This window comes from Mannheimia haemolytica, from assembly GCA_900638155.1.
GTDB classification, from domain to species: domain Bacteria; phylum Pseudomonadota; class Gammaproteobacteria; order Enterobacterales; family Pasteurellaceae; genus Mannheimia; species Mannheimia glucosida.
The window spans coordinates 1047127-1066107 of the sequence record LR134495.1 but is presented as its reverse complement, the minus strand read 5'-3'; the positions used below and the strand labels follow the sequence as shown (position 1 = coordinate 1066107).

Annotated in this window: 16 protein-coding genes; 6 read left to right on the top strand and 10 right to left on the bottom strand. The window is 40.5% G+C overall.

Annotation, left to right across the window (positions count from 1 at the left end):
* Positions 1-69 precede the first annotated feature (69 nt).
* Together EL242_RS05415 and EL242_RS05410 are read left to right on the top strand one after the other, a co-directional pair.
* Positions 70-270 (top strand): heavy-metal-associated domain-containing protein, encoded by a 201-nt coding sequence (locus tag EL242_RS05415; protein WP_126302719.1) that lies wholly within the window; start codon positions 70-72, stop codon positions 268-270.
* A gap of 52 nt (positions 271-322) precedes the next feature.
* The gene (locus EL242_RS05410) at positions 323-2488 is read left to right on the top strand and encodes a heavy metal translocating P-type ATPase (RefSeq protein WP_126301811.1); all 2166 of its coding nucleotides are present in this window, start codon (positions 323-325) and stop codon (positions 2486-2488) included.
* A gap of 51 nt (positions 2489-2539) precedes the next feature.
* Here the strand turns inward: EL242_RS05410 and truA are convergent, their stop codons facing one another.
* Both truA and folE read right to left on the bottom strand, forming a co-directional pair.
* Positions 2540-3325 (bottom strand): tRNA pseudouridine(38-40) synthase TruA, encoded by a 786-nt coding sequence (truA, locus tag EL242_RS05405; RefSeq protein WP_126301810.1) that lies wholly within the window; start codon positions 3323-3325, stop codon positions 2540-2542.
* Between the two features lie 60 nt (positions 3326-3385).
* Entirely contained in the window at positions 3386-4075 is a 690-nt protein-coding gene (gene folE, locus EL242_RS05400; RefSeq protein WP_126301809.1) for a GTP cyclohydrolase I FolE, read from the bottom strand.
* Between the two features lie 99 nt (positions 4076-4174).
* Between folE and EL242_RS05395 the strand changes: the two genes are divergently transcribed.
* Complete coding sequence (locus EL242_RS05395; protein ID WP_126301808.1) at positions 4175-4882, top strand: 3-deoxy-D-manno-octulosonic acid kinase; 708 nt, start codon at positions 4175-4177, stop codon at positions 4880-4882.
* A gap of 54 nt (positions 4883-4936) precedes the next feature.
* Here the strand turns inward: EL242_RS05395 and apbC are convergent, their stop codons facing one another.
* The 4 genes from apbC to EL242_RS05375 form a co-directional block, all read right to left on the bottom strand.
* Complete coding sequence (gene apbC, locus EL242_RS05390; protein WP_126301807.1) at positions 4937-6034, bottom strand: iron-sulfur cluster carrier protein ApbC; 1098 nt, start codon at positions 6032-6034, stop codon at positions 4937-4939.
* Complete coding sequence (locus tag EL242_RS05385; RefSeq protein ID WP_126301806.1) at positions 6031-7578, bottom strand: peptide ABC transporter substrate-binding protein; 1548 nt, start codon at positions 7576-7578, stop codon at positions 6031-6033. The genes apbC and EL242_RS05385 overlap by 4 nt, the downstream gene beginning before the upstream one ends.
* Positions 7579-7603: 25 nt before the next feature.
* Positions 7604-8254: a YchE family NAAT transporter gene (locus tag EL242_RS05380; protein ID WP_006247833.1), complete on the bottom strand. Its 651-nt coding sequence runs from the start codon at positions 8252-8254 to the stop codon at positions 7604-7606.
* A gap of 121 nt (positions 8255-8375) precedes the next feature.
* Complete coding sequence (locus EL242_RS05375; protein WP_126301805.1) at positions 8376-10247, bottom strand: SurA N-terminal domain-containing protein; 1872 nt, start codon at positions 10245-10247, stop codon at positions 8376-8378.
* Positions 10248-10432: 185 nt separating this feature from the next.
* Between EL242_RS05375 and rpsO the strand changes: the two genes are divergently transcribed.
* Both rpsO and EL242_RS05365 read left to right on the top strand, forming a co-directional pair.
* A complete protein-coding gene (gene rpsO, locus EL242_RS05370; RefSeq protein ID WP_005597777.1) occupies positions 10433-10702 on the top strand; it encodes a 30S ribosomal protein S15 in 270 nt (89 codons plus the stop codon).
* A gap of 71 nt (positions 10703-10773) precedes the next feature.
* Positions 10774-11643, top strand: a complete 870-nt coding sequence (locus tag EL242_RS05365; RefSeq protein ID WP_126301804.1) for a DUF808 domain-containing protein — start codon at positions 10774-10776, stop codon at positions 11641-11643.
* A gap of 92 nt (positions 11644-11735) precedes the next feature.
* Here EL242_RS05365 and EL242_RS05360 read toward each other — a convergent pair whose 3' ends face one another.
* From EL242_RS05360 to hemC, 4 genes are read right to left on the bottom strand one after another with little or no spacing between them, the layout of a single operon-like run.
* Positions 11736-13001, bottom strand: a complete 1266-nt coding sequence (locus tag EL242_RS05360; RefSeq protein ID WP_126301803.1) for a heme biosynthesis protein HemY — start codon at positions 12999-13001, stop codon at positions 11736-11738.
* Positions 13002-13019: 18 nt separating this feature from the next.
* Positions 13020-14330 carry a uroporphyrinogen-III C-methyltransferase gene (locus tag EL242_RS05355; protein ID WP_126301802.1) on the bottom strand — a complete coding sequence of 437 codons (1311 nt, stop codon included), beginning with the start codon at positions 14328-14330 and terminating at the stop codon, positions 13020-13022.
* Between the two features lie 11 nt (positions 14331-14341).
* Complete coding sequence (locus EL242_RS05350; RefSeq protein ID WP_126301801.1) at positions 14342-15106, bottom strand: uroporphyrinogen-III synthase; 765 nt, start codon at positions 15104-15106, stop codon at positions 14342-14344.
* 1 nt (position 15107) lies between these two features.
* Positions 15108-16043, bottom strand: a complete 936-nt coding sequence (gene hemC, locus EL242_RS05345) for a hydroxymethylbilane synthase (RefSeq protein ID WP_126301800.1) — start codon at positions 16041-16043, stop codon at positions 15108-15110.
* Between the two features lie 298 nt (positions 16044-16341).
* Here hemC and adhE point away from each other — a divergent pair, with 298 nt between their 5' ends.
* A complete protein-coding gene (gene adhE / locus EL242_RS05340; RefSeq protein WP_126301799.1) occupies positions 16342-18951 on the top strand; it encodes a bifunctional acetaldehyde-CoA/alcohol dehydrogenase in 2610 nt (869 codons plus the stop codon).
* Positions 18952-18981 lie beyond the last annotated feature (30 nt).

Here is an 18981-nt window from a genome sequence, read left to right as displayed (position 1 = left end):
TCGCTTGACCTTAACCTAAGGTTAAGCTTTATTATACGCCTGAATAATCACTCAAAACAGGAGAAAATGATGACAATTACCCTACAACTTGATGGCTTACATTGTGGCAACTGTGTGAAAAGTGTCGAAAAAGCGTTAAATGGCGTGGCTGGGGTGAGCCAAGTTAGCGTAACGTTAGAGCCCCAAATTGCGGTGGTAGATGGCTCGGCAGAAGCACAAGCCTTAATTGAAGCGGTTGAAGACATTGGCTTTGACGCAAAATTAGCCTAATTAATAAGGGGCAGAAATTTTGCCCTAATCTGCCCAATATTTCGGAGAATAAATGACAAGCACAGCTCACTATTCGCCAGAACAACAACTTTTGATTGATGGAATGCACTGTGCCGCCTGTGTTCAGCGAGTGGAAAAAGCCTTACTTAAAGTAGAAAAGGTGGAATTTGCCTCAGTCAATCTTGCCGATCAAACCGCTTTTGTGCAAGGCAATGCCAACCCTGAAGCTTTAGTAGCAGCGGTAGTTAAAATCGGTTTTGGGGCAGAAGTGCTGGAAAGCGAGGAAGAACGCCGAATTAAACAACAAGCCCAAACGCAACGGGTGTTAGAGCATAAACGCACTCAATTTATGCTTGCCCTTGTAGTTGGTTTTGCCTTAGTTGCTTTTGGGTTCTACAAAGGAATGACGGTAAACGAAACCAATCGTTCGCTTTGGCTCGGCTTGGCGGTTATTAGCCTTGCGACAATGTATTTTTCAGGCAAAGATTTCTTTCTCGGGGCGTTTTCGGCACTGAAAAACCGCTCAGCCAATATGGACGTGTTAGTAGCAATCAGCACCGGCACGGCTTGGCTCTATTCTTGTTGGCTCACGCTTTTCCCACAACCAAATACTCACGTTTATTTTGAAGCCAGCGTGATGATTCTCGGCTTTATCAATCTAGGAAAATACTTAGAACTGAAAGCCAAACAGCGTTCCTCGCTAGCATTGGAAAAATTGCTGGATCTCGCCCCAAAACAAGCGGTCATTTTTGAAGAAAATATTGCAAAAACCATTCCGGCTAAAGCCATTAAGCCACAAATGCGGGTGCAAGCCTTAACCGGCGACCGCTTGGCGGTTGATGGTATTTTGGAAAGTGGATCAATTTGGGTTGATGAATCAATGCTCACCGGTGAAGCCCTGCCGGTGGAGAAAAAAATCGGTGATAAAGTGCGAGCCGGCACGTTGGTGCAAGACGGTTCAGGCACTTATATTGCCGAACAGGTCGGCTCACAAACCGCGTTGGCTCGTGTAATCAATGCCGTTCGCCACGCCCAAAGCAGCAAGCCGCCATTGGCACAGTTTGTAGATAAAATCGCCGCCGTTTTTGTGCCGGTAGTGGTTTCCATCGCATTACTTTCTGCGTTAATTTGGCTGGCACTTGGTCAGGATTTTGCCTTTGCACTCTCGATTTTTACTACCGTGTTGATCATCGCTTGCCCTTGTGCATTGGGGCTGGCCATTCCGCTTTCGACCATTGCGGGTGTAGCTCGTGCGGCAGAATTTGGCGTATTAGTCAGAAATATTCAAGCCTTACAAGCAGGGAGCGAAATTGATACTTTAGTTTTCGATAAAACCGGTACGCTTACCACCGGGCAAATGGAGGTTACGGAAGTTATTACGTTCAATGATTTTGATAAAAATCATTTGATTGCTCTTGCCAAAAGTTTAGAGCAACACGCCTCTCACCCTATTGCGAAGGCGATTGTAAAATTTGCGGAAAATCAGACCGCTTGCGAGGTAAGTGAAATTCAAGTGGAGAAAGGATTAGGCATTCAAGGCAAAGTGGGAGAAGATAAAATTAAAATCGGCAATGCCGTATTTGTAAATTTTTTGGAAAAAACCACCGCTTGTACTGCCACACTTATTTATGTTGCAGTTAATGATGAAGTTGTTGGTAGAATTTCGGTGCAAGACCAACTTCGTCCTGAAGCAAAATCTACAATCCAACAGTTCCAAGCTGAAGGTTATCAATGCTTGATGCTTACAGGCGATCGCCAAGAAACGGCTGACTATTTTGCTAAAGAGTTGGGCTTAAATGGCGTGATTGCAGAGGTATTACCGGAGCAAAAAGCGGAAAAAATTCGAGCGTTGCAAGCAGAGGGTAAAAAAGTAGCAATGATTGGTGACGGCATAAACGATGCTCCTGCTCTGGCTCAAGCCAATGTAGGCATTGCTATGCACAATGGTTCGGATATTGCAGTGGAAACCGCCGATCTTTCGCTGATGCGAGAAGGGCTAGCACCACTGATGCAAATTCTGCCGTTCTCTAAAAAAGTGCTGAAAAATATGAAGCAAAGTTTGCTCGGGGCTTTTATCTATAATGTTATTGCGATTCCTATTGCTGCCGGCGTACTTTACCCTTTCACCGGCTGGCTACTCAACCCAATGATTGCCGCCATTGCGATGACATTGTCGTCAATTACCGTGGTGTTAAATAGTCAAAGGTTGTTGAAATAATTTAAGCGGTCAAATTTGCATATTTTTTGCAAATTTGACCGCTTGTAATCGCTAATCCGCCAAAAACAGCGGCCCAAGAGGTGTTTTGGGAATGCCGAAATGTTCAGGGTAATGCACCTCGACCAAATATAGCCCCTCAGCTTTCGCTGTAGGGGCAGCTTTTTCCCGATCACGTTGTTCCAGCACCCATTTTGCCCATTCCACAGGCTGCTTGCCCTGCCCGATTTCGAGCAACGTTCCTACAATATTGCGTACCATATGATGCACAAAGGCGTTGGCTTGAATATCAACAATCACATAATTGCCTTGCCGAGACACATTCAAATGATGAATATTCCGCCACGGCGTATTAGATTGACATTTAGCGGCACGGAAAGAGGAAAAGTCATTTTCGCCCAGCAAATACTGCCCTGCTTGGTGCATTTTGCGTTCATCAAGGGGAAAGTGAAAGTGGGTAACACCTTTAGGTAAAATTGCCGACCGCAGTTTTTGGTTAAAAATAATATAGCGGTAACGGCGGGCGGTGGCACTAAAACGGGCGTGAAAATCCTCATTCACCTCTACCGCCCATTTCACCGCAATATCATCGGGTAAATGAGCATTAGTGCCGAAACACCAGCTTTGTAGTGGGCGGTTTGCTTGCGTATCAAAATGTACAACCTGTCCTGTACCGTGCACACCTGCATCGGTTCTACCGGCACAAAACACCTCCACCGGTGAATTGGCAACAATCGATAACGCCTGCTCTAGCTGTTGTTGTACACTCTCTACCGCTTCTTGTCGTTGCCAGCCAAAATAACGGCTGCCGTCATATTCAATACCTAATGCGATTTTCATTTTTAATCCTAAAAAAGAGGGCGAAAGATTTTTCGCCCCGACAGTAATTGATATTTGCAATTATTTATTCAATAAGCCTAAAAATTCTTTGCGGGTTTCTCGATCTTCTAAGAAAACACCGCCAAAGGCAGAAGTAACTGTATAGCTATTGGTGTCTTTTACGCCACGGCATTTCACGCAAAAATGGGTGGCTTTCACATACACCGCAACATCGTCCGTTTCTAAAATGGTCTGAAATGCGGTTAAAATCTGTTCAGTAAAACGCTCTTGCACCTGCGGACGTTGGGCAAAAAACTGCACGACACGGTTGATTTTCGAGAGTCCAATCACCCATTTTTTCGGGTAATAGGCTACCGCTACTTTGCCGTCAATAGTAACAAAATGATGCTCACAGGTAGAAGTTAAAGTAATATCGTCCACCAGCACCATTTCACTGACTTTCATTCGGTTTTCAATATTGGTAATTTTCGGGAAGGTAGCATAATCAAGCCCGCTGAAAATTTCATCAACATACATTTTCGCCAAACGATGAGGCGTTTCTTCTAAGCTGTCATCACTTAAATCTAAACCGAGCAATTCTAAAACTGCCTGCATATGTTGCTGAATTTCCGCACGGCGACTGGCTTTATCTTTGGTATGAGCAACAGTAGGAGTTTCAATGCCCTTTGCTAACAAGGCTTGTCGAACCTTTTGGGCTTCCGGCGAAAGTGTGTTTTCTATGGTCATTAATTCAGGCGAGATCGTTGTCATTGGTTTTCCTCTCAAATGTAAGCGGAAGATTCTAACAAATTGACATCAAAAAAAATAGCTCTAAAATGGGCTATTTCAGCTATAAATATTCTCTAAACTATGCAAAATATTCAGTATCTTTTTAATGCCGACCTAATTCCCGAACATCAAGCTGAATTTGTGCAGTCTCTCTTAACTTGCAAAAATTTTGACAATTCCGACCGCTTGCTAGGTTTCTCAAAAGGGCGAGGTACGACTTGGTTTTTAGATACCTCTGCCGAACTAGGTATCAATGTAGTGCTTCGCCATTATTATCGTGGCGGCTTGTTCGGTAAAATTATCAAAGACAGTTACTTTTTTACCCGTTTTGAAGCCACCCGAGCTTATAAAGAATTTTTCTTACTGCAACAAATGTTAGCTTGGGGCTTACCTGTGCCTCGCCCAGTAGCGATCAAAGTAGAAAGAAATTTTTGTTGCTATCGTGCCGACATTATGCTCGAAAAGCTAGAAAACACACAAGATTTAAGCAAAATCTTGCAATCGCATTCTTTATCGAACGAACAATATGAGCAGATAGGGAAACTGATTCGCCACCTGCATAACCATCAAATTCACCATTCCGACTTAAATATCCATAATATTTTGCTTGGTAATGATGGCAAATTTTGGCTGATTGATTTCGATAAATGCGGTATTGAGCCAGGCGAAAATTGGAAACAAAATAACCTAGACCGCCTGTTACGCTCGTTTAAGAAAGAACAAGGGCGATTAAATATTTTCTTCAGCGAAGAAAATTGGCAGGCTGTTTTGAGAGGATATACTCTCTAAGAAACAATAATGGCACAAGCTTAGAAACTTGTGCCATCAAATCATCAATATTAACTACTTCACTTCACGAATCATAATTTCAGACGGAATCACACTGCCTTGCCAGTAGAGTTCAGAAGCTACTTTTTCCGCTAATGTGAGGTAGGCTTGGCTGATTTCGTGTTCCGGAGCTGCTACCACTGTTGGTACACCAGTATCTAAATCTTCACGCAGACGAATATGTAATGGTAATTGTGCTAATACTTTGGTGCCATATCTTTGAGCAATCTTTTCCGCTCCGCCGGTGCCGAAAATTGCCTCATGGTGTCCGCAGTTTGAGCAGATATGCATTGACATATTTTCAATCACCCCAAGCACTGGTACTGAGACTTTCTCAAACATTGAGATCCCTTTAATCGCATCTAATAAGGCAATATCTTGTGGCGTGGTGACGACCACCGCACCGGTCACCGGAATTTGCTGTGAAAGCGTAAGCTGAATATCACCCGTACCCGGTGGCATATCAATTACCAAGTAATCCAATTCATTCCACCAAGTTTCATTTAAAAGCTGACTTAACGCACTGCTTGCCATCGGGCCACGCCAGATGGTGGCGTTATCTTCTTCCATTAAATAGCCGATAGAATTAGATTGCAAGCCGTGAGCGGTAATCGGCGTGATGTGCTTGTTATCAGGAGAAGTTGGACGTTGATCTTTTGCCCCCAACATATGCGGAATAGATGGGCCGTAAATATCCGCATCTAAAATCCCCACTCTTGCCCCTTGTGCTTGTAAGGCTAAAGCAAGATTAACCGAAGTAGTGGATTTCCCTACCCCACCTTTACCTGAAGTGACCGCAATGATATTTTTCACCCCATTGACTGCCGGGTGTTTATTCGCTCGTTTTAAGGTCGCAATTTGGTAATTTAATACCCATTTTACACCGCTTGCACCCGTTACTTGCTTTAATTTAGCCTCTGTTTCGGCTTTTAAGGCTTCAAAACCACTGTTCCATGCAAATGGCATCGTGATTTCAATTCTAAGAATATCGCCCCCTAATTCTGCTTTTTTAAACACATTAAGGGCAATTAAATCTTTCTGTAAAGTCGGGTGGGAAAATTGTTGCAAAATTGCTTTAATTTCAACAAGTTGCTGTTCATTTAATTGGTTCATTGGTTATCCTTGTTTGCTAAATTGCGTTTTAAATCTTTGCTATAAATTACTTCGCTATCGTTATTCAAATCAATACCCAAAAGGGAGGAAACAATCCCAACTCGATGATGGTATTGAAATAATGGCAATACAGCAACATCACTATAAAGCTGCTCGCTAATTTCTTGAATAAGTGACTCTCTCGCTTCTGCACTAAGGGTTTCTGTTTGTAAACGATTTAATTTTTGATCGACTATCTCACTTTTATAGCCGGAATGATTATCCGGGCTCATTGAATGAAACTTCTGCAAAAATACAATCGGATCAGGATAATCTGCACACCAGCCTGCTCGTGCTATCTGGTAATCTTTTTGTTCCCTTACTTTATTTAAAGTCTGCCAATCAACCATTTTAGGCGTAATATTAAATAATTCTGATTGAGAAAGGGCTCGAGTAACTTGGTTAGCAATATTAATGCTATTCTCATCATATAACAAAGTCAGCTTTAAAGGATTATAAGGGCTAATTCCTGCTTTTGTTAATAGCTGCTCAACCACAACAGGATTCCAACGCTTTTCTCTATCTTTTACTAAGCTATGTGGAATTACAGACTGACTCGGAACCCCATATTCTTGCCCAATATTTGCTGAAGCCACCATTGTCCTTATTGCTTCACGAATCTCTCGTTTAGCTAATAATGGATCATCAAAATTGAACTCATAGTAATAAGAGCACAAACGCGGAAATTTCACGATATTCGTTTTTTTATTTAATAAAGGATTCTCGACAATATCAAAAGCAGAGCAGTTTTGGATAGTTGTAATTAAATCATACTCTATAGTTTGAAAGGGAATTTCTTGGGTTCGAGCCTTTAACACCATTTTTTGAGCATCTAGTTTCTCGAGACGGTAAGACGCATTGCTCACGAAGTTATCTATGGTTGGAGCAATCCCTTGATAAGTAGGTAATAATGCGGAATGTGCCAGCATTTCAGGCAATTGGTGATTTGGGTGATTTAGCCGAATTCTCAATGTATGCGCATTTAATGCCTCTACACCGAGTTCTTCAACTGACTTTATTTGCTCTTCAATCGCTTTTGCATTTTCTATACCCATATAGATGAGATATTTAGACAATACAGAATGATTTTGAGGATCTATTAAACGTCGCCAGCTTGCTACAAAATCTTGTGCAGTCACAGGTTGGCCATTAGACCACACAGCTTTCTCATCTAAAATAAACAACCACTCTTTTTCATCTTCAGTAAACCAATTCTGAGCAATAGCCGGAACAACATCTCCTTTTCTGTTGTAGGCCATTAAACCGACTAATAGATCTCTTAAAGGAGCAGCATCTGCCGAAGCTTTAATTTTATGTGGGTCGAGTTGAAATACAGCAGAATAAATTGCACGCTTGAGTAAAGTATCACTCTGCCGGTTTTCTACCCAGACAGATTGAATGGATTGAGGGCAAATTAATTGATCACAAGATGTAATAAGCAGAATGCAAGCGGTAACTTTTGCAATTTTTTTTACAAATGTAACCGCTTGTAAGGATTTCAACATAAACTCCCCAAAGGTTAATTAAGATTTATTTTACAAGAAGCACAGGAAATAAAGTTGTAATTCCTGCCACAATAATTTCAATTCCCAGCGCCATTAAAATCAGCCCCATGATACGAGTAACGACATTAGATCCTGTTTTGCCTAATTTTTTCACCAAAGGGGCTGAATAGCGGAATAAAATATAACAAATTAATGCAAATACAATAATCGCAATGCTAAAGCCGACATAGTCTTCCCAAGTATGGTAGCGGGTTCCCCACACAATGGTTGAGCCAATTGCCCCTGGTCCTGCCATAATCGGCATTGCTAATGGCACGACACCGATATTTTCGTATTCAGTAATATCTTCATTTTTCTCTTCTTTATTTTGTTTGTGTTCACCTAATTTACCGCTAATCATCGTCATCGCAATGCTTACAATCAAAATGCCACCAGCTACTCTAAAAGAACTAAGTGAAATGCTAAACGCATTGAGAATCAGATTACCAAAATAGAGGCTGACTAATAAAATTACGCCAATAGAAACAGCGGTGATTAAACTGGTGCGATTTCTTTCCCCCTCATATTGGTGAGCGGTCATACTGAAAAAAATAGGCAAGGAACCAAAAGGATTGACTATAGCAAATAGACCAATGAAGAATTGGAGGTAGATGGCAAAATTAATAATGATATCCACAAAAACTTTCTCAAACAACAGTGTTTCGGGCGCTATTATATCGGTTAATCAAGGTAGATACAAACCAAAAGCACCCAGCCTAAAGGACGGTTGGGTGCTTTTTGATAAAATGAAAGGCTTGTTAGTGTGACGAACGTTGCTGCATAAAATCTTCATTTACTTCAATTGAAGCTTTTGCACGTAGCGATTGTAAGAATTCATTACGTAAGATTAAACGATTAGCTTGTTCAAATTGTGGCGCCAATGTCTTAAACTGTTCAGCACTCCCTTCCGTAATGTTATCTAAGGCAACAATAACTACATCGCCCTTTTGATTACGTGCCATTTGATAAGTCACTTTATCTTGCGCCTTTTTCATTGCGAAAATCGTTCCAGCCAATACCGGGTTTTCTACTTCTGCTTGCATATAAACTAAAGTTTGTGGCTCATTAAATTTCACATCCACTGATTTCCCTTCATTCAAGGCTTTTACATTTTCTTCTACTTTCGCCAGCAACGCTTTTTCCGCTTTTTCTGCCTTCACAAAATTTTCAACTGCTGCTTTTGCTTCATCAAAAGTTTGTGGACGTTCTGCTTCGTACTCACTCACTCTCACAAACAATGTCTGTGGATTTGCATCATTCCCAACATCTAAAGCATCAGAATTTTGTTTATTTTGGCGTAGCTCTCCTTCAAACAAAACTTTTAATACTTTCTCATTTTGTAAAGCAGTAGGTACGTTTTCACGGGTAAACAGATCCGTTTTTTGCAGTTTCACATTACCGGCTTTCGCAACTTCTTCAAGTGAAGAATTATTCTCAAAGGCTTTATTTGCCATTTCGCGCGCAACTGTAGAATACTCAGTTAACACTAATTCTTGGCGAATAGTTTGGGCAATTTTATCTTTCACTTGTGCTAACTCAATCACTTGCTCAGGTTTACGCTCCAATACTTTGATGATATGGTAAGCATTATCCACTTTCACCGCTGCACTCACCTGGCCGGCAGTTAAATTTGCTACAGCATCTTCAAAAGCTTTCGGGAAAGTGCCAGCTTTTGCCCAACCTAGATCACCACCATTATTTGCTGATAAAGTATCACTAGATTTGTTTTTTGCCAAAGTAGCAAAATCCTCCCCATTTTTGAGCGCTTGCTCAATAGCCTGTGCTTCCGCTTCACTAGCGACTTGAATATGAGCTAAATGGGCTTCACCTTTAGTTACATAATCGGCTTTATTGCGATCATAGTAAGTTTGAATTTGCTCATTGGTAATCTCAACTTTGCTTTCCACATCTTTTGGAGAAAGAGTAACGTACTCAACCGCTAATTTTTCAGGTGTTAATAATTTAGTTTTATTTGCTTCGTAATAGGCTCGCAATTCTTGCTCGGAAGCGGTCTGATTTTCCATTTCTTTTGCAACTGAAAATTCGGCTAAACGCACTTCACGTTGTTGCAACAGTAATTTTGCTAACAATGCCTGCTGTGCCGGTACATTAAAATCACTATTGATAATCCCCTCTTGTAGCTGGGATTGCAACATACCTTCCTGCACAATCGCTGCATAGCCATCGGCACTTAAATTATTGTGGCGTAATGTTTGTTGGTATAACTCGTTACTGAATTTACCATCTTGTTGAAACATCTGGCTGTTTACAATTTCAGATTTGATTTGATCAGCACTAATACCTAGTTTTAACTCTTTTGCATACTGGCTCAGAAGCTCTTCATCAATTAATCCATTTAATACCGACTGATTAAATTGAGCAGCATATTCCGGGTTATCCATTAAATCCCAAAAACGGCTACCCAGTTCAGCATTTAATCTATTTTGCTCACGATTAAGCGTGTTATTAAATAATTGCTGACTAATTTCTTCCCCATTTACTTTCGCTACAGAATTATCGTGTGAAATCAATCCTGTTCCAATTCCACCGATTACAAATGAAATAGAGACTAATGCAAAAATAATTTTAAAGACCGGCCCATTTGTCCGCTCGTGCATTTTTTCAATCATTTAAAAAATTCCTAAAATTACTCAAAAAATTGTTGCTGATTATACTCTTTCTCCGATGAGAAATAAACTTGCAAATTTTTATTGAAATTTAACCACTTTCTCTTTAAAATTCGCACTTCCTGTCATAGCTGGGTTAGAGATCGGCTATTGATGTATTATCAACCCTTAACAAAAAGGAAATTAAAATGTCTCTAAGCGTAGAAGCAAAAGCAAAAATCGTTGCTGAATTTGGTCGTGATGCAAAAGACACTGGTTCATCAGAAGTTCAAATTGCATTATTAACAGCTCAAATCAACCACTTACAAGCACACTTTGCTGAGCATAAAAAAGATCACCACGGTCGTCGTGGTTTATTACGTATGGTTTCACGCCGTCGTAAATTATTAGACTACTTAAAACGTACTGATCTTGCTAAATATTCAGAAACTATCGCACGTTTAGGTTTACGTCGCTAATTTCAAATATTAGATATGAGAGCCGAGCTGAAAAGTTCGGCTTTTTTATAAATTTTATTCGAGGAAAAAATATGGCTTTTGCGTCATTATTTACATTATTAGACGATATTGCTGCCGTGCTTGATGATGTATCGATCATGACTAAAGTGGCTGCTAAGAAAACAGCAGGCGTAATCGGTGATGATCTTGCCTTAAATGCTAATCAAGTCAGTGGAAAGAATGTGGTGCCAGAACGAGAACTACCGATTGTTTGGGCTGTAGCGAAAGGCTCATTAATCAATAAAGTGATCTTGATTCCACTAGCGTTGCTGCTATCGGTCTTTTTACCGCAGGCTATTATCCCGCTATTAATGATAGGCGGTGCATATTTATGTTTTGAAGGCGTAGAGAAATTACTCCATCGTCTATTACATAAAAACAATCAAGCTCATTCTGATGAAACCGAAACCCTTTCTGAAAAAGATAAAATTAAAGGTGCAATTCGCACCGATTTTATTCTATCAGCAGAGATTATCATTATTGCGTTAGGTGTTTTGCAAGACTCTTCAACCCTAACCCAAATTTTATCTCTCTCCGCTATCGGGGTCGGAATTACCCTGTTTGTTTATGGCTTAGTCGGATTAATCGTAAAACTTGATGATATCGGCCTGTGGCTGATGCAGAAAAAAAGCGCCCTCTCACAAGCGGTCGGAAAAGGCTTATTATTTGCAATGCCGTGGTTTATGAAAGGACTCTCTGTGATTGGTACTATTGCGATGTTCTTGGTCGGTGGTGGTATTTTCACCCATAATTTACCAATGATTCATCACTTCGTAGAACAATTCGGTATCCCTCCTCATTTTTCTACTCTGGTTGATTTCACAGTCGGTATTGTGATTGGTATTATTGCATGTTTAATTATTTTACCTTTAATGAAATTATTTTCGAAAAAGGCACACTAATCCCCAAAAAGCTAGCTTTGGTTAAAGCTAGCTTTTTTTATCTCTTTCTATAATAAAAATAGCAGGTTTCAAGCCTGCTATTTTCTTAATTATTATAATGAGTTAGACTCATTGGCTATTTGTGGTAAGGCTAATGGCTCATTAACTTTAGACTGAGTAGCCATATTCACTTGTTTGAGATTTTCCTCACGAATACGGTTTGCCATTAACTTATCACCCATCTGCTCTGCCACGTGCAATGCCATAATACGATCATCTGCCACACATTCATCGTGAGCCAATAACAATTCAAACTGAGGCTTCGCTTTTTGGTATTGCCCATCACGTGTATAAATATAACCTAATGCTCTAGCATAATCATCGGTATATTTAACATTCGCTTTATCTGCCCGTTTTGCTAATACTTTTAGTAGCTTACTGTCAGAATCAATTTGTAAACGGGTTAATTGCACAAATAAACCTTGTAATTGCTCATCTTCAAATTTCTTCAACGTTTCTAAAGCAATTTCTTGTGCAGATTGATGATCGTCACTATCAATTAAACGCTTGATGACACCGACACGACTATACACCGATTTACGACGACGATTTGGTTGGTTTTCCCACCACGAAAGCAAGCCTTCCTGCCCTTCTTCCTGTAAACGCTCATCTTGTAAACCATCATCAACGAAATACTCTAACTCCGCATACTCTTCTGCAGTTAAGAAATTACGTTGGCCGATTTCAACTAATAATCTATCTAACGCAACATAAGCTCTTGATTCTTTATAAATTTGAATCGCTAAGCGTAATACCTCATCGCTATGAGGTGCAAGCTCTAGTAGGCTATCAATCGCAGTTCGGGCAGCCGGTAATTTTCCTTGTTGTAATAAAATTCGGGTTCGTACCAACTCCACTGCAACATTATTCGGTCCAGCTATTTCAGTTGCCTTAATTAAATATTTATTTGCAGCTAAATCATCACCATTTTGCTGAGCAGCTTCCGCCGCTTTAATTAAATTCAGTACAGGCTCATCTGCATGTTTTGCATTTTTACTAAAGAGTTTTTCCGCTTTTGAGTAATTCCCTTCACTCATACGCATTAAACCTTCCAGTGTTTCTTGCTGAGCTTTTTTATGCTTACGAGTTGAGAACCAGTTATAAGCTCCATTACTCATACGGCATATTTTAGTGACAATCCATTCAAGTAAATAAACTACCGCCATTGCCAACACAAAAAAAACCACAAGCATTACAATGCTCATTTCAATCACGGTAGTTGCTGTTTCAATTCTGACATAACCTTGATTTCCGGCTAAATAAGGCCCAGAGATTAGTCCAACTAATAATAAAAGCATCAAAAAGAGCGTTCTAAACATAATCTATTCTCCTTTTTATTATTGTGCTGAAGGAGGCATCGCATCTTGCTCTGCTTTTACAGGCTCTGCTTGCTCTAATTCTTTTTCAGCTTTTATTTCGACTTTCTCTATTTTTTCAGGGGTTTTATTAATTTGCTGAGCAATCACCTTTAAGCTTTGTAATGAAGTTGGAGTATCCACATAAATAGTTTGTTCTGCCAACTCATCCAGCTCTTTCAAGAAATGTTGCACATTTTCATTTGAAGTTTCAAAATAACTTCTTACCCAAGAGCCTACCGTTTGTAACGATTTTTTATAAAGTTCGCTTTGCTGGCGAGGAACAGCTAAAATCGCAATTTGTAAACGCAAGCGAATGTTTTCACGCAAATAAATTTCTTGATTCGGTGCAACAAAGGCTTTCTCATCTGCTGCATTGCGTTTCGATACACGAATAAAATGATCTAAAAATGAAGCAGCACTTTTTTCTAAATTTTTCTCCCAATCCGCAAGAGAATCACTTATTTGCCCATCTTGTTTGCTATTTGAAGCTTGTTCACTTTCCAAAATCGGCAAATCATCTAATTTATTCGCTAAATTTGCGACACGCTGCATTAAGGCATTTTGATCGATCTGATGCAATGCGGTTAATGTATTTAAATCAGTTTTGATTGCCTCACGAATGTGAATCGTATTCGGTGCTTTTGATAAAACTTGATCTGCCTCTAACAATAAATTTTTCGCTGTTTCAATGTCATTATCTAACACCACTTTACGAGCCGCATTATTCAATAAGAAATCTGCCTCAGATAATAACCAGAATGTGTTATCCGAACCAGAGGTATTATTTAACTTTTGCAGTTGAAGCTGCAAACTACTAATTTGCTGGGTATAACCATTTTGAGCTGTTTCTAAAGCTTTAATCCGTTCTAAAGCTTTTTGATATTCAGTGACCAATTCGGCAATTTGTGCTTTTTCATTTTCGAAATTTGGCATCTCAACCATAGTTTGAGTAGTAGACTGATTTGCTTTAGCGGATACTGCCTGAATTTGAGATTCAACCTCTGCAAACTTTTTAGTTGCCATATAATGACCAGCTCCGCCAACCGCTAAAGCCACTAATAGTGCAACTAATGCCAAGCCCTTTTCGCCCGATTTTTGAACAACCACTTGTTCTTTTGGCGCTTTTTGCATTTCTGTTTGAATATCTTTCTCTATAGCTTCGTTCACTACATCTTCCTCAATCTCTTTTTTTGCAAAAGATTCCGCAGAATCGACCGCTTGTTGTGCCTCTTCTACCACCTTTTCAGCTGAATGCTCTAAATGTTCAGTTACTTTTTTAGATCTTGACATACTCGCCACCTCTAGTTAGATTTGCCCACTTTAAATAATAATGTATTCATCAAAGTTACATTATCGGCTTTATCCGATACCCTAATCTTATCTTCTTGCCATCCCATTTGTTTAGCTATCTTTGCAATCCTCTGGCTCACTACAACCAGATCACATTCAAATAACCATGCTCTACAATCTGCTTTCGTTTGTTCATAAAGTGATCTTAAAATTTCACTACTGGTGATCACAATAGTATCTACTCCCAAGCGTTTACATAAGCTGATTTTTTCGGGAATATCATCGGTAACCGGCTCTCTACGATAACACTCCAAATATTGAATAGTTGCCCCACGCAAGACTGCAGTTTCAGCAAGTAGCTCACGCCCAGAATCTGCTCTTAGAATTAAAATAGTTTTGTCAGTTAGATTCTGCATTTCAGGTAATGCCAAAACCCCCTCGCTATTTTCAAATTCTATCGGATAAATGACCGCTTGTTCAGCTTTTTCTGTTAAATATTTCGCAGTCCGTTGCCCTACCGCAAAATATTTCAAATCTGAACGAAAATGGAACCCGGTATCTACTAATGTTTTTGCAGCATACTCCACTGCATTCGGCGAAACAACAAATACATAATCGTCTGATTTTAGCCGAGAAATAGCCGAAGGAAGCAAAGGTAATTCTTTACCGGCTTCAATCGTAAATAGCGGTTGATGAATAGCAAAAATTTGCTGCTCATTTAACATATCTACTAACTCTTGCCCCCTACTATCTGGGCGTGTAACTAACACATTCATTTTATTGTACGTTTTCGTTATAAACCGCAGCTAAAATTTTATCTGCACCTTGAGCAAGCAACTGTTCTGCCACTAAAATGCCTAATTGCTCCGCCTCTTGCTTATCTCCTTTTGCCGAGGCACGAATAATTTGCGAGCCATCTAAAGCTCCAACTAACGCATTAAGCGTTAATTCATCGCCGTTTAATGTGGCATAACCACCAATCGGCACTTGGCAACCGCCTTGCAAACGGGTATTCATTGCACGTTCTGCCATCACGCAACAAGCGGTCGAACTATGGTTTAATTTTGCAATGTAGTTCAAAATCCGTTCATCATTGGCTCGAGTCTCAATCCCTACTGCTCCTTGACCAGCTGCGGGTAATGATTGTTCTACCGAAATATAGCTACGGATTCTCTCTTTCAAACCTAAACGAATTAAGCCGGCAGAGGCTAAAATAATTGCATCATACTCACCATTATCTAATTTGCTTAAACGAGTGCCGACATTACCTCGTAATGATTTAACCTCTAAATGCGGATATTTTGCCATTAATTGGCACTGGCGACGTAAGCTCGATGTGCCAACCACAGCACCTTTCGGCAAATCCTCTAACGAATAGTAGTTGTTCGACACAAAAGCATCACGGGGATCTTCACGTTCACAAATAACCGCAAGCCCCAAACCTTCGGGAAAGCTCATCGGCACATCTTTCATTGAATGCACCGCAATATCAGCTCGATTTTCTAAAAGGGCTAATTCTAGCTCTTTCACAAATAATCCTTTTCCGCCGATTTTAGCTAATGGGGTGTCCAAAATAATATCGCCTTTTGTTACCATCGTAACCAGTTCGACAGATAATTGCGGAAAATGTTTTTCCAACTCGCTTTTCACAAAGTTCGCTTGCCATAACGCCAGCGGGCTTTGACGCGTTGCAATGCGTAAAATATCTTTCATAAATCTCTAAACTAAAAACATAATAGCCAATGATTTATCCTACCACTTTTTGCTGGAACTGCCAAAAATAATCGAGGATATTGCCCTTATTTCTAGTCAGAAATACCTCTTTTTACTCAAAAATAATGTACATAAACACACCTATTTTTTATAGCATATATGCCATTATTTAAAAACTTGACATAGATCAAAACAACACCAAAAGGTGTTTAATTTTTAACGACAAAATAACTCTTTTGAGTAATAATTTCACCAGTTAAAAAAATTATCAAATTTAAACTTTATGAGGAACCAAACTATGGCTAAAAATACTCAACCATTTGATGCCCAAACAGAAGTGAATGAGCTTGTTGAAAAAGGCTTGAAAGCCCTTGATAAGTTTAGAAAACTCAACCAAGAACAAGTGGATTTTATTGTTGCGAAAGCTTCAGTCGCAGCTCTTGATAAACACGGCATTTTAGCAATGCACGCTTATGAAGAAACCGGACGGGGTGTGTTTGAAGACAAAGCCACTAAAAACCTGTTTGCCTGTGAGTATGTTGTCAATAATATGCGACATTTAAAAACCGCAGGGGTCATTAGTGAAGACGATGTCACCGGTATTACCGAAATTGCCGACCCAGTCGGTGTTGTCTGCGGAATTACCCCAACCACCAACCCAACCTCAACTACCATTTTCAAAGCGTTAATCGCCCTAAAAACCCGTAACCCTATCGTTTTTGCTTTCCACCCGTCTGCTCAACAATCCTCTGCCCACGCTGCTCAAATTGTGCGTGATGCAGCTGTAGCTGCCGGTGCACCGGAAAACTGTATTCAATGGATTACCCAACCTTCAATGGAAGGCACTTCAGCCTTAATGAAACACCCGGGTATTGCAACCATCTTAGCCACCGGCGGCAATGCAATGGTTGAAGCTGCTTACTCTTGCGGTAAACCGGCATTAGGCGTTGGTGCAGGCAACGTACCTGCTTATGTGGAAAAAACTGCTAAATTAAAACAGGCAGTGTATGACATTGTAATGTCAAAATCTTTCGACAACGGTATGATTTGTGCCTCTGAACAAGCAGCGATTGTAGATAAAGAAATTTACGCTGAATTTATTAAAGAGATGCAATCTTACGGCGTATATTTGGTAAACAAAAAAGAGAAAGCCTTACTGGAAAAATATATTTTCGGTGTTGATAAAGCCAAAGATGAAAGCTGCTCAGGTGCAAAACTCAATGCGACAGTAGTTGGCAAACCGGCTGCGTGGATTGCCGAACAAGCCGGCTTTAAAGTACCGGAAAAAACCAATATTCTGTTAGCTGAATGTGCCTTTGTGGGCGAAGGCGAGCCACTTACCCGTGAAAAACTTTCACCTGTACTGGCTCTATTAAAATCCGACTCCACCGAACACGGTTTGGAATTGTCTGAAGCGATGGTGAATTTCCACGGTTTAGGGCATAGTGCCGCAATTCACACCGAAAACAAAGCCTTAGCCAAAACCTTTGGCGAACGGGTAAAAGCTATTCGGGTGATTTGGAACTCACCATCAACCTTTGGCGGTATCGGTGATGTATATAACTCTTTCCTGCCATCGCTTACGCTGGGCTGTGGTTCCTACGGTAAAAACTCTGTAGGTAACAACGTTAGTGCGGTGAATTTAATCAATATCAAACGTGTGGGCAGACGGAGAAATAATATGCAATGGTTTAAAGTGCCATCAAAAATCTACTTTGAGCGTGACTCAATTCAATATTTGAAATCAATGCACGATGTGCATAAAGTGATGATCGTAACCGACCGCTCAATGGTCGATCTCGGCTTTGTAGATAGAATCACCGAACAACTTCGCCAACGTCGCAACCAAGTGATGATTCAGCTCTTTACCGATGTTGAACCAAACCCAAGCCTCCAAACTGTGCAACGTGGTACAGAATTAATGCGTAGCTTCCAACCTGATACTATCATCGCACTTGGTGGTGGTTCACCAATGGACGCTGCCAAAATTATGTGGTTATTCTATGAACAACCTGAAGTCGATTTCCGTGATTTAGTACAAAAATTTATGGATATCCGCAAACGTGCATTCAAATTCCCACAATTAGGCAGAAAAGCGAAATTTGTCGGCATTCCAACCACCTCCGGTACAGGCTCTGAAGTGACGCCGTTTGCAGTAATCACCGATGGCGATATTAAATATCCGCTTGCTGACTACTCATTAACCCCAACTATTGCGATTGTCGATCCTGCGTTAGTGATGTCTGTGCCGTCTCACGTTGCAGCCGATACCGGCTTAGACGTATTAACTCACGCTACCGAGGCTTACACGTCGATTTTAGCCAACGATTATACTGACGGTTTAGCCTTGCAAGCCATTAAGTTAGTGTTTGAAAACTTGGAAAAATCGGTCAAAGAGTTCGATGAAACCGCCCGTGAAAAAATGCACAATGCCTCCACAATGGCAGGTATGGCATTTGCCAACGCTTTCTTAGGGATTTGCCACTCAATGGCACACAAAATCGGGGGTAAATTCCACACCATTCACGGTCGTACCAATGCGATTTTACTGCCACACGTTATTCGCTATAACGGCACACGCCCAACCAAAGTGGCAACTTGGCCGAAATACACCAATTATGTCGCCGATGTGCGTTTCCAAGATATTGCCAGAATGCTTGGCTTACCGGCAGAAACACCGGCACAAGCGGTAGAATCTTACGCTCAAGCAGTACACGATTTAGCGGTTCGTTGTGGTGTGAAAATGTCGTTACGCGAGCAAGGCGTTGATGAACAAGCCTTCTTGAACGCCCGCCGTGAACTTGCCCTACACGCATTTGAAGACCAATGCACACCGGCAAACCCACGTTTGGCAATGATTGAAGATATGGAGGCGATTATGACCAAAGCCTACTATGGCAAGGAATAAAGCACAATTTAATCGTTGAACTAAAAAAAT

Excerpts from the sequence above, each read along its gene's own strand:
- EL242_RS05410 (WP_126301811.1), top strand. The coding sequence starts at position 323 with ATGACAAGCACAGCTCACTATTCGCCAGAACAACAACTTTTGATTGAT.
- EL242_RS05415 (WP_126302719.1), top strand. The coding sequence starts at position 70 with ATGACAATTACCCTACAACTTGATGGCTTACATTGTGGCAACTGTGTG.
- apbC (WP_126301807.1), bottom strand. The coding sequence starts at position 6,034 with ATGAACCAATTAAATGAACAGCAACTTGTTGAAATTAAAGCAATTTTG.
- EL242_RS05375 (WP_126301805.1), bottom strand. The coding sequence starts at position 10,247 with ATGATTGAAAAAATGCACGAGCGGACAAATGGGCCGGTCTTTAAAATT.
- truA (WP_126301810.1), bottom strand. The coding sequence starts at position 3,325 with ATGAAAATCGCATTAGGTATTGAATATGACGGCAGCCGTTATTTTGGC.
- rpsO (WP_005597777.1), top strand. The coding sequence starts at position 10,433 with ATGTCTCTAAGCGTAGAAGCAAAAGCAAAAATCGTTGCTGAATTTGGT.
- folE (WP_126301809.1), bottom strand. The coding sequence starts at position 4,075 with ATGACAACGATCTCGCCTGAATTAATGACCATAGAAAACACACTTTCG.
- adhE (WP_126301799.1), top strand. The coding sequence starts at position 16,342 with ATGGCTAAAAATACTCAACCATTTGATGCCCAAACAGAAGTGAATGAG.
- EL242_RS05355 (WP_126301802.1), bottom strand. The coding sequence starts at position 14,330 with ATGTCAAGATCTAAAAAAGTAACTGAACATTTAGAGCATTCAGCTGAA.
- EL242_RS05385 (WP_126301806.1), bottom strand. The coding sequence starts at position 7,578 with ATGTTGAAATCCTTACAAGCGGTTACATTTGTAAAAAAAATTGCAAAA.
- EL242_RS05395 (WP_126301808.1), top strand. The coding sequence starts at position 4,175 with ATGCAAAATATTCAGTATCTTTTTAATGCCGACCTAATTCCCGAACAT.
- EL242_RS05360 (WP_126301803.1), bottom strand. The coding sequence starts at position 13,001 with ATGTTTAGAACGCTCTTTTTGATGCTTTTATTATTAGTTGGACTAATC.
- EL242_RS05365 (WP_126301804.1), top strand. The coding sequence starts at position 10,774 with ATGGCTTTTGCGTCATTATTTACATTATTAGACGATATTGCTGCCGTG.
- EL242_RS05350 (WP_126301801.1), bottom strand. The coding sequence starts at position 15,106 with ATGAATGTGTTAGTTACACGCCCAGATAGTAGGGGGCAAGAGTTAGTA.
- hemC (WP_126301800.1), bottom strand. The coding sequence starts at position 16,043 with ATGAAAGATATTTTACGCATTGCAACGCGTCAAAGCCCGCTGGCGTTA.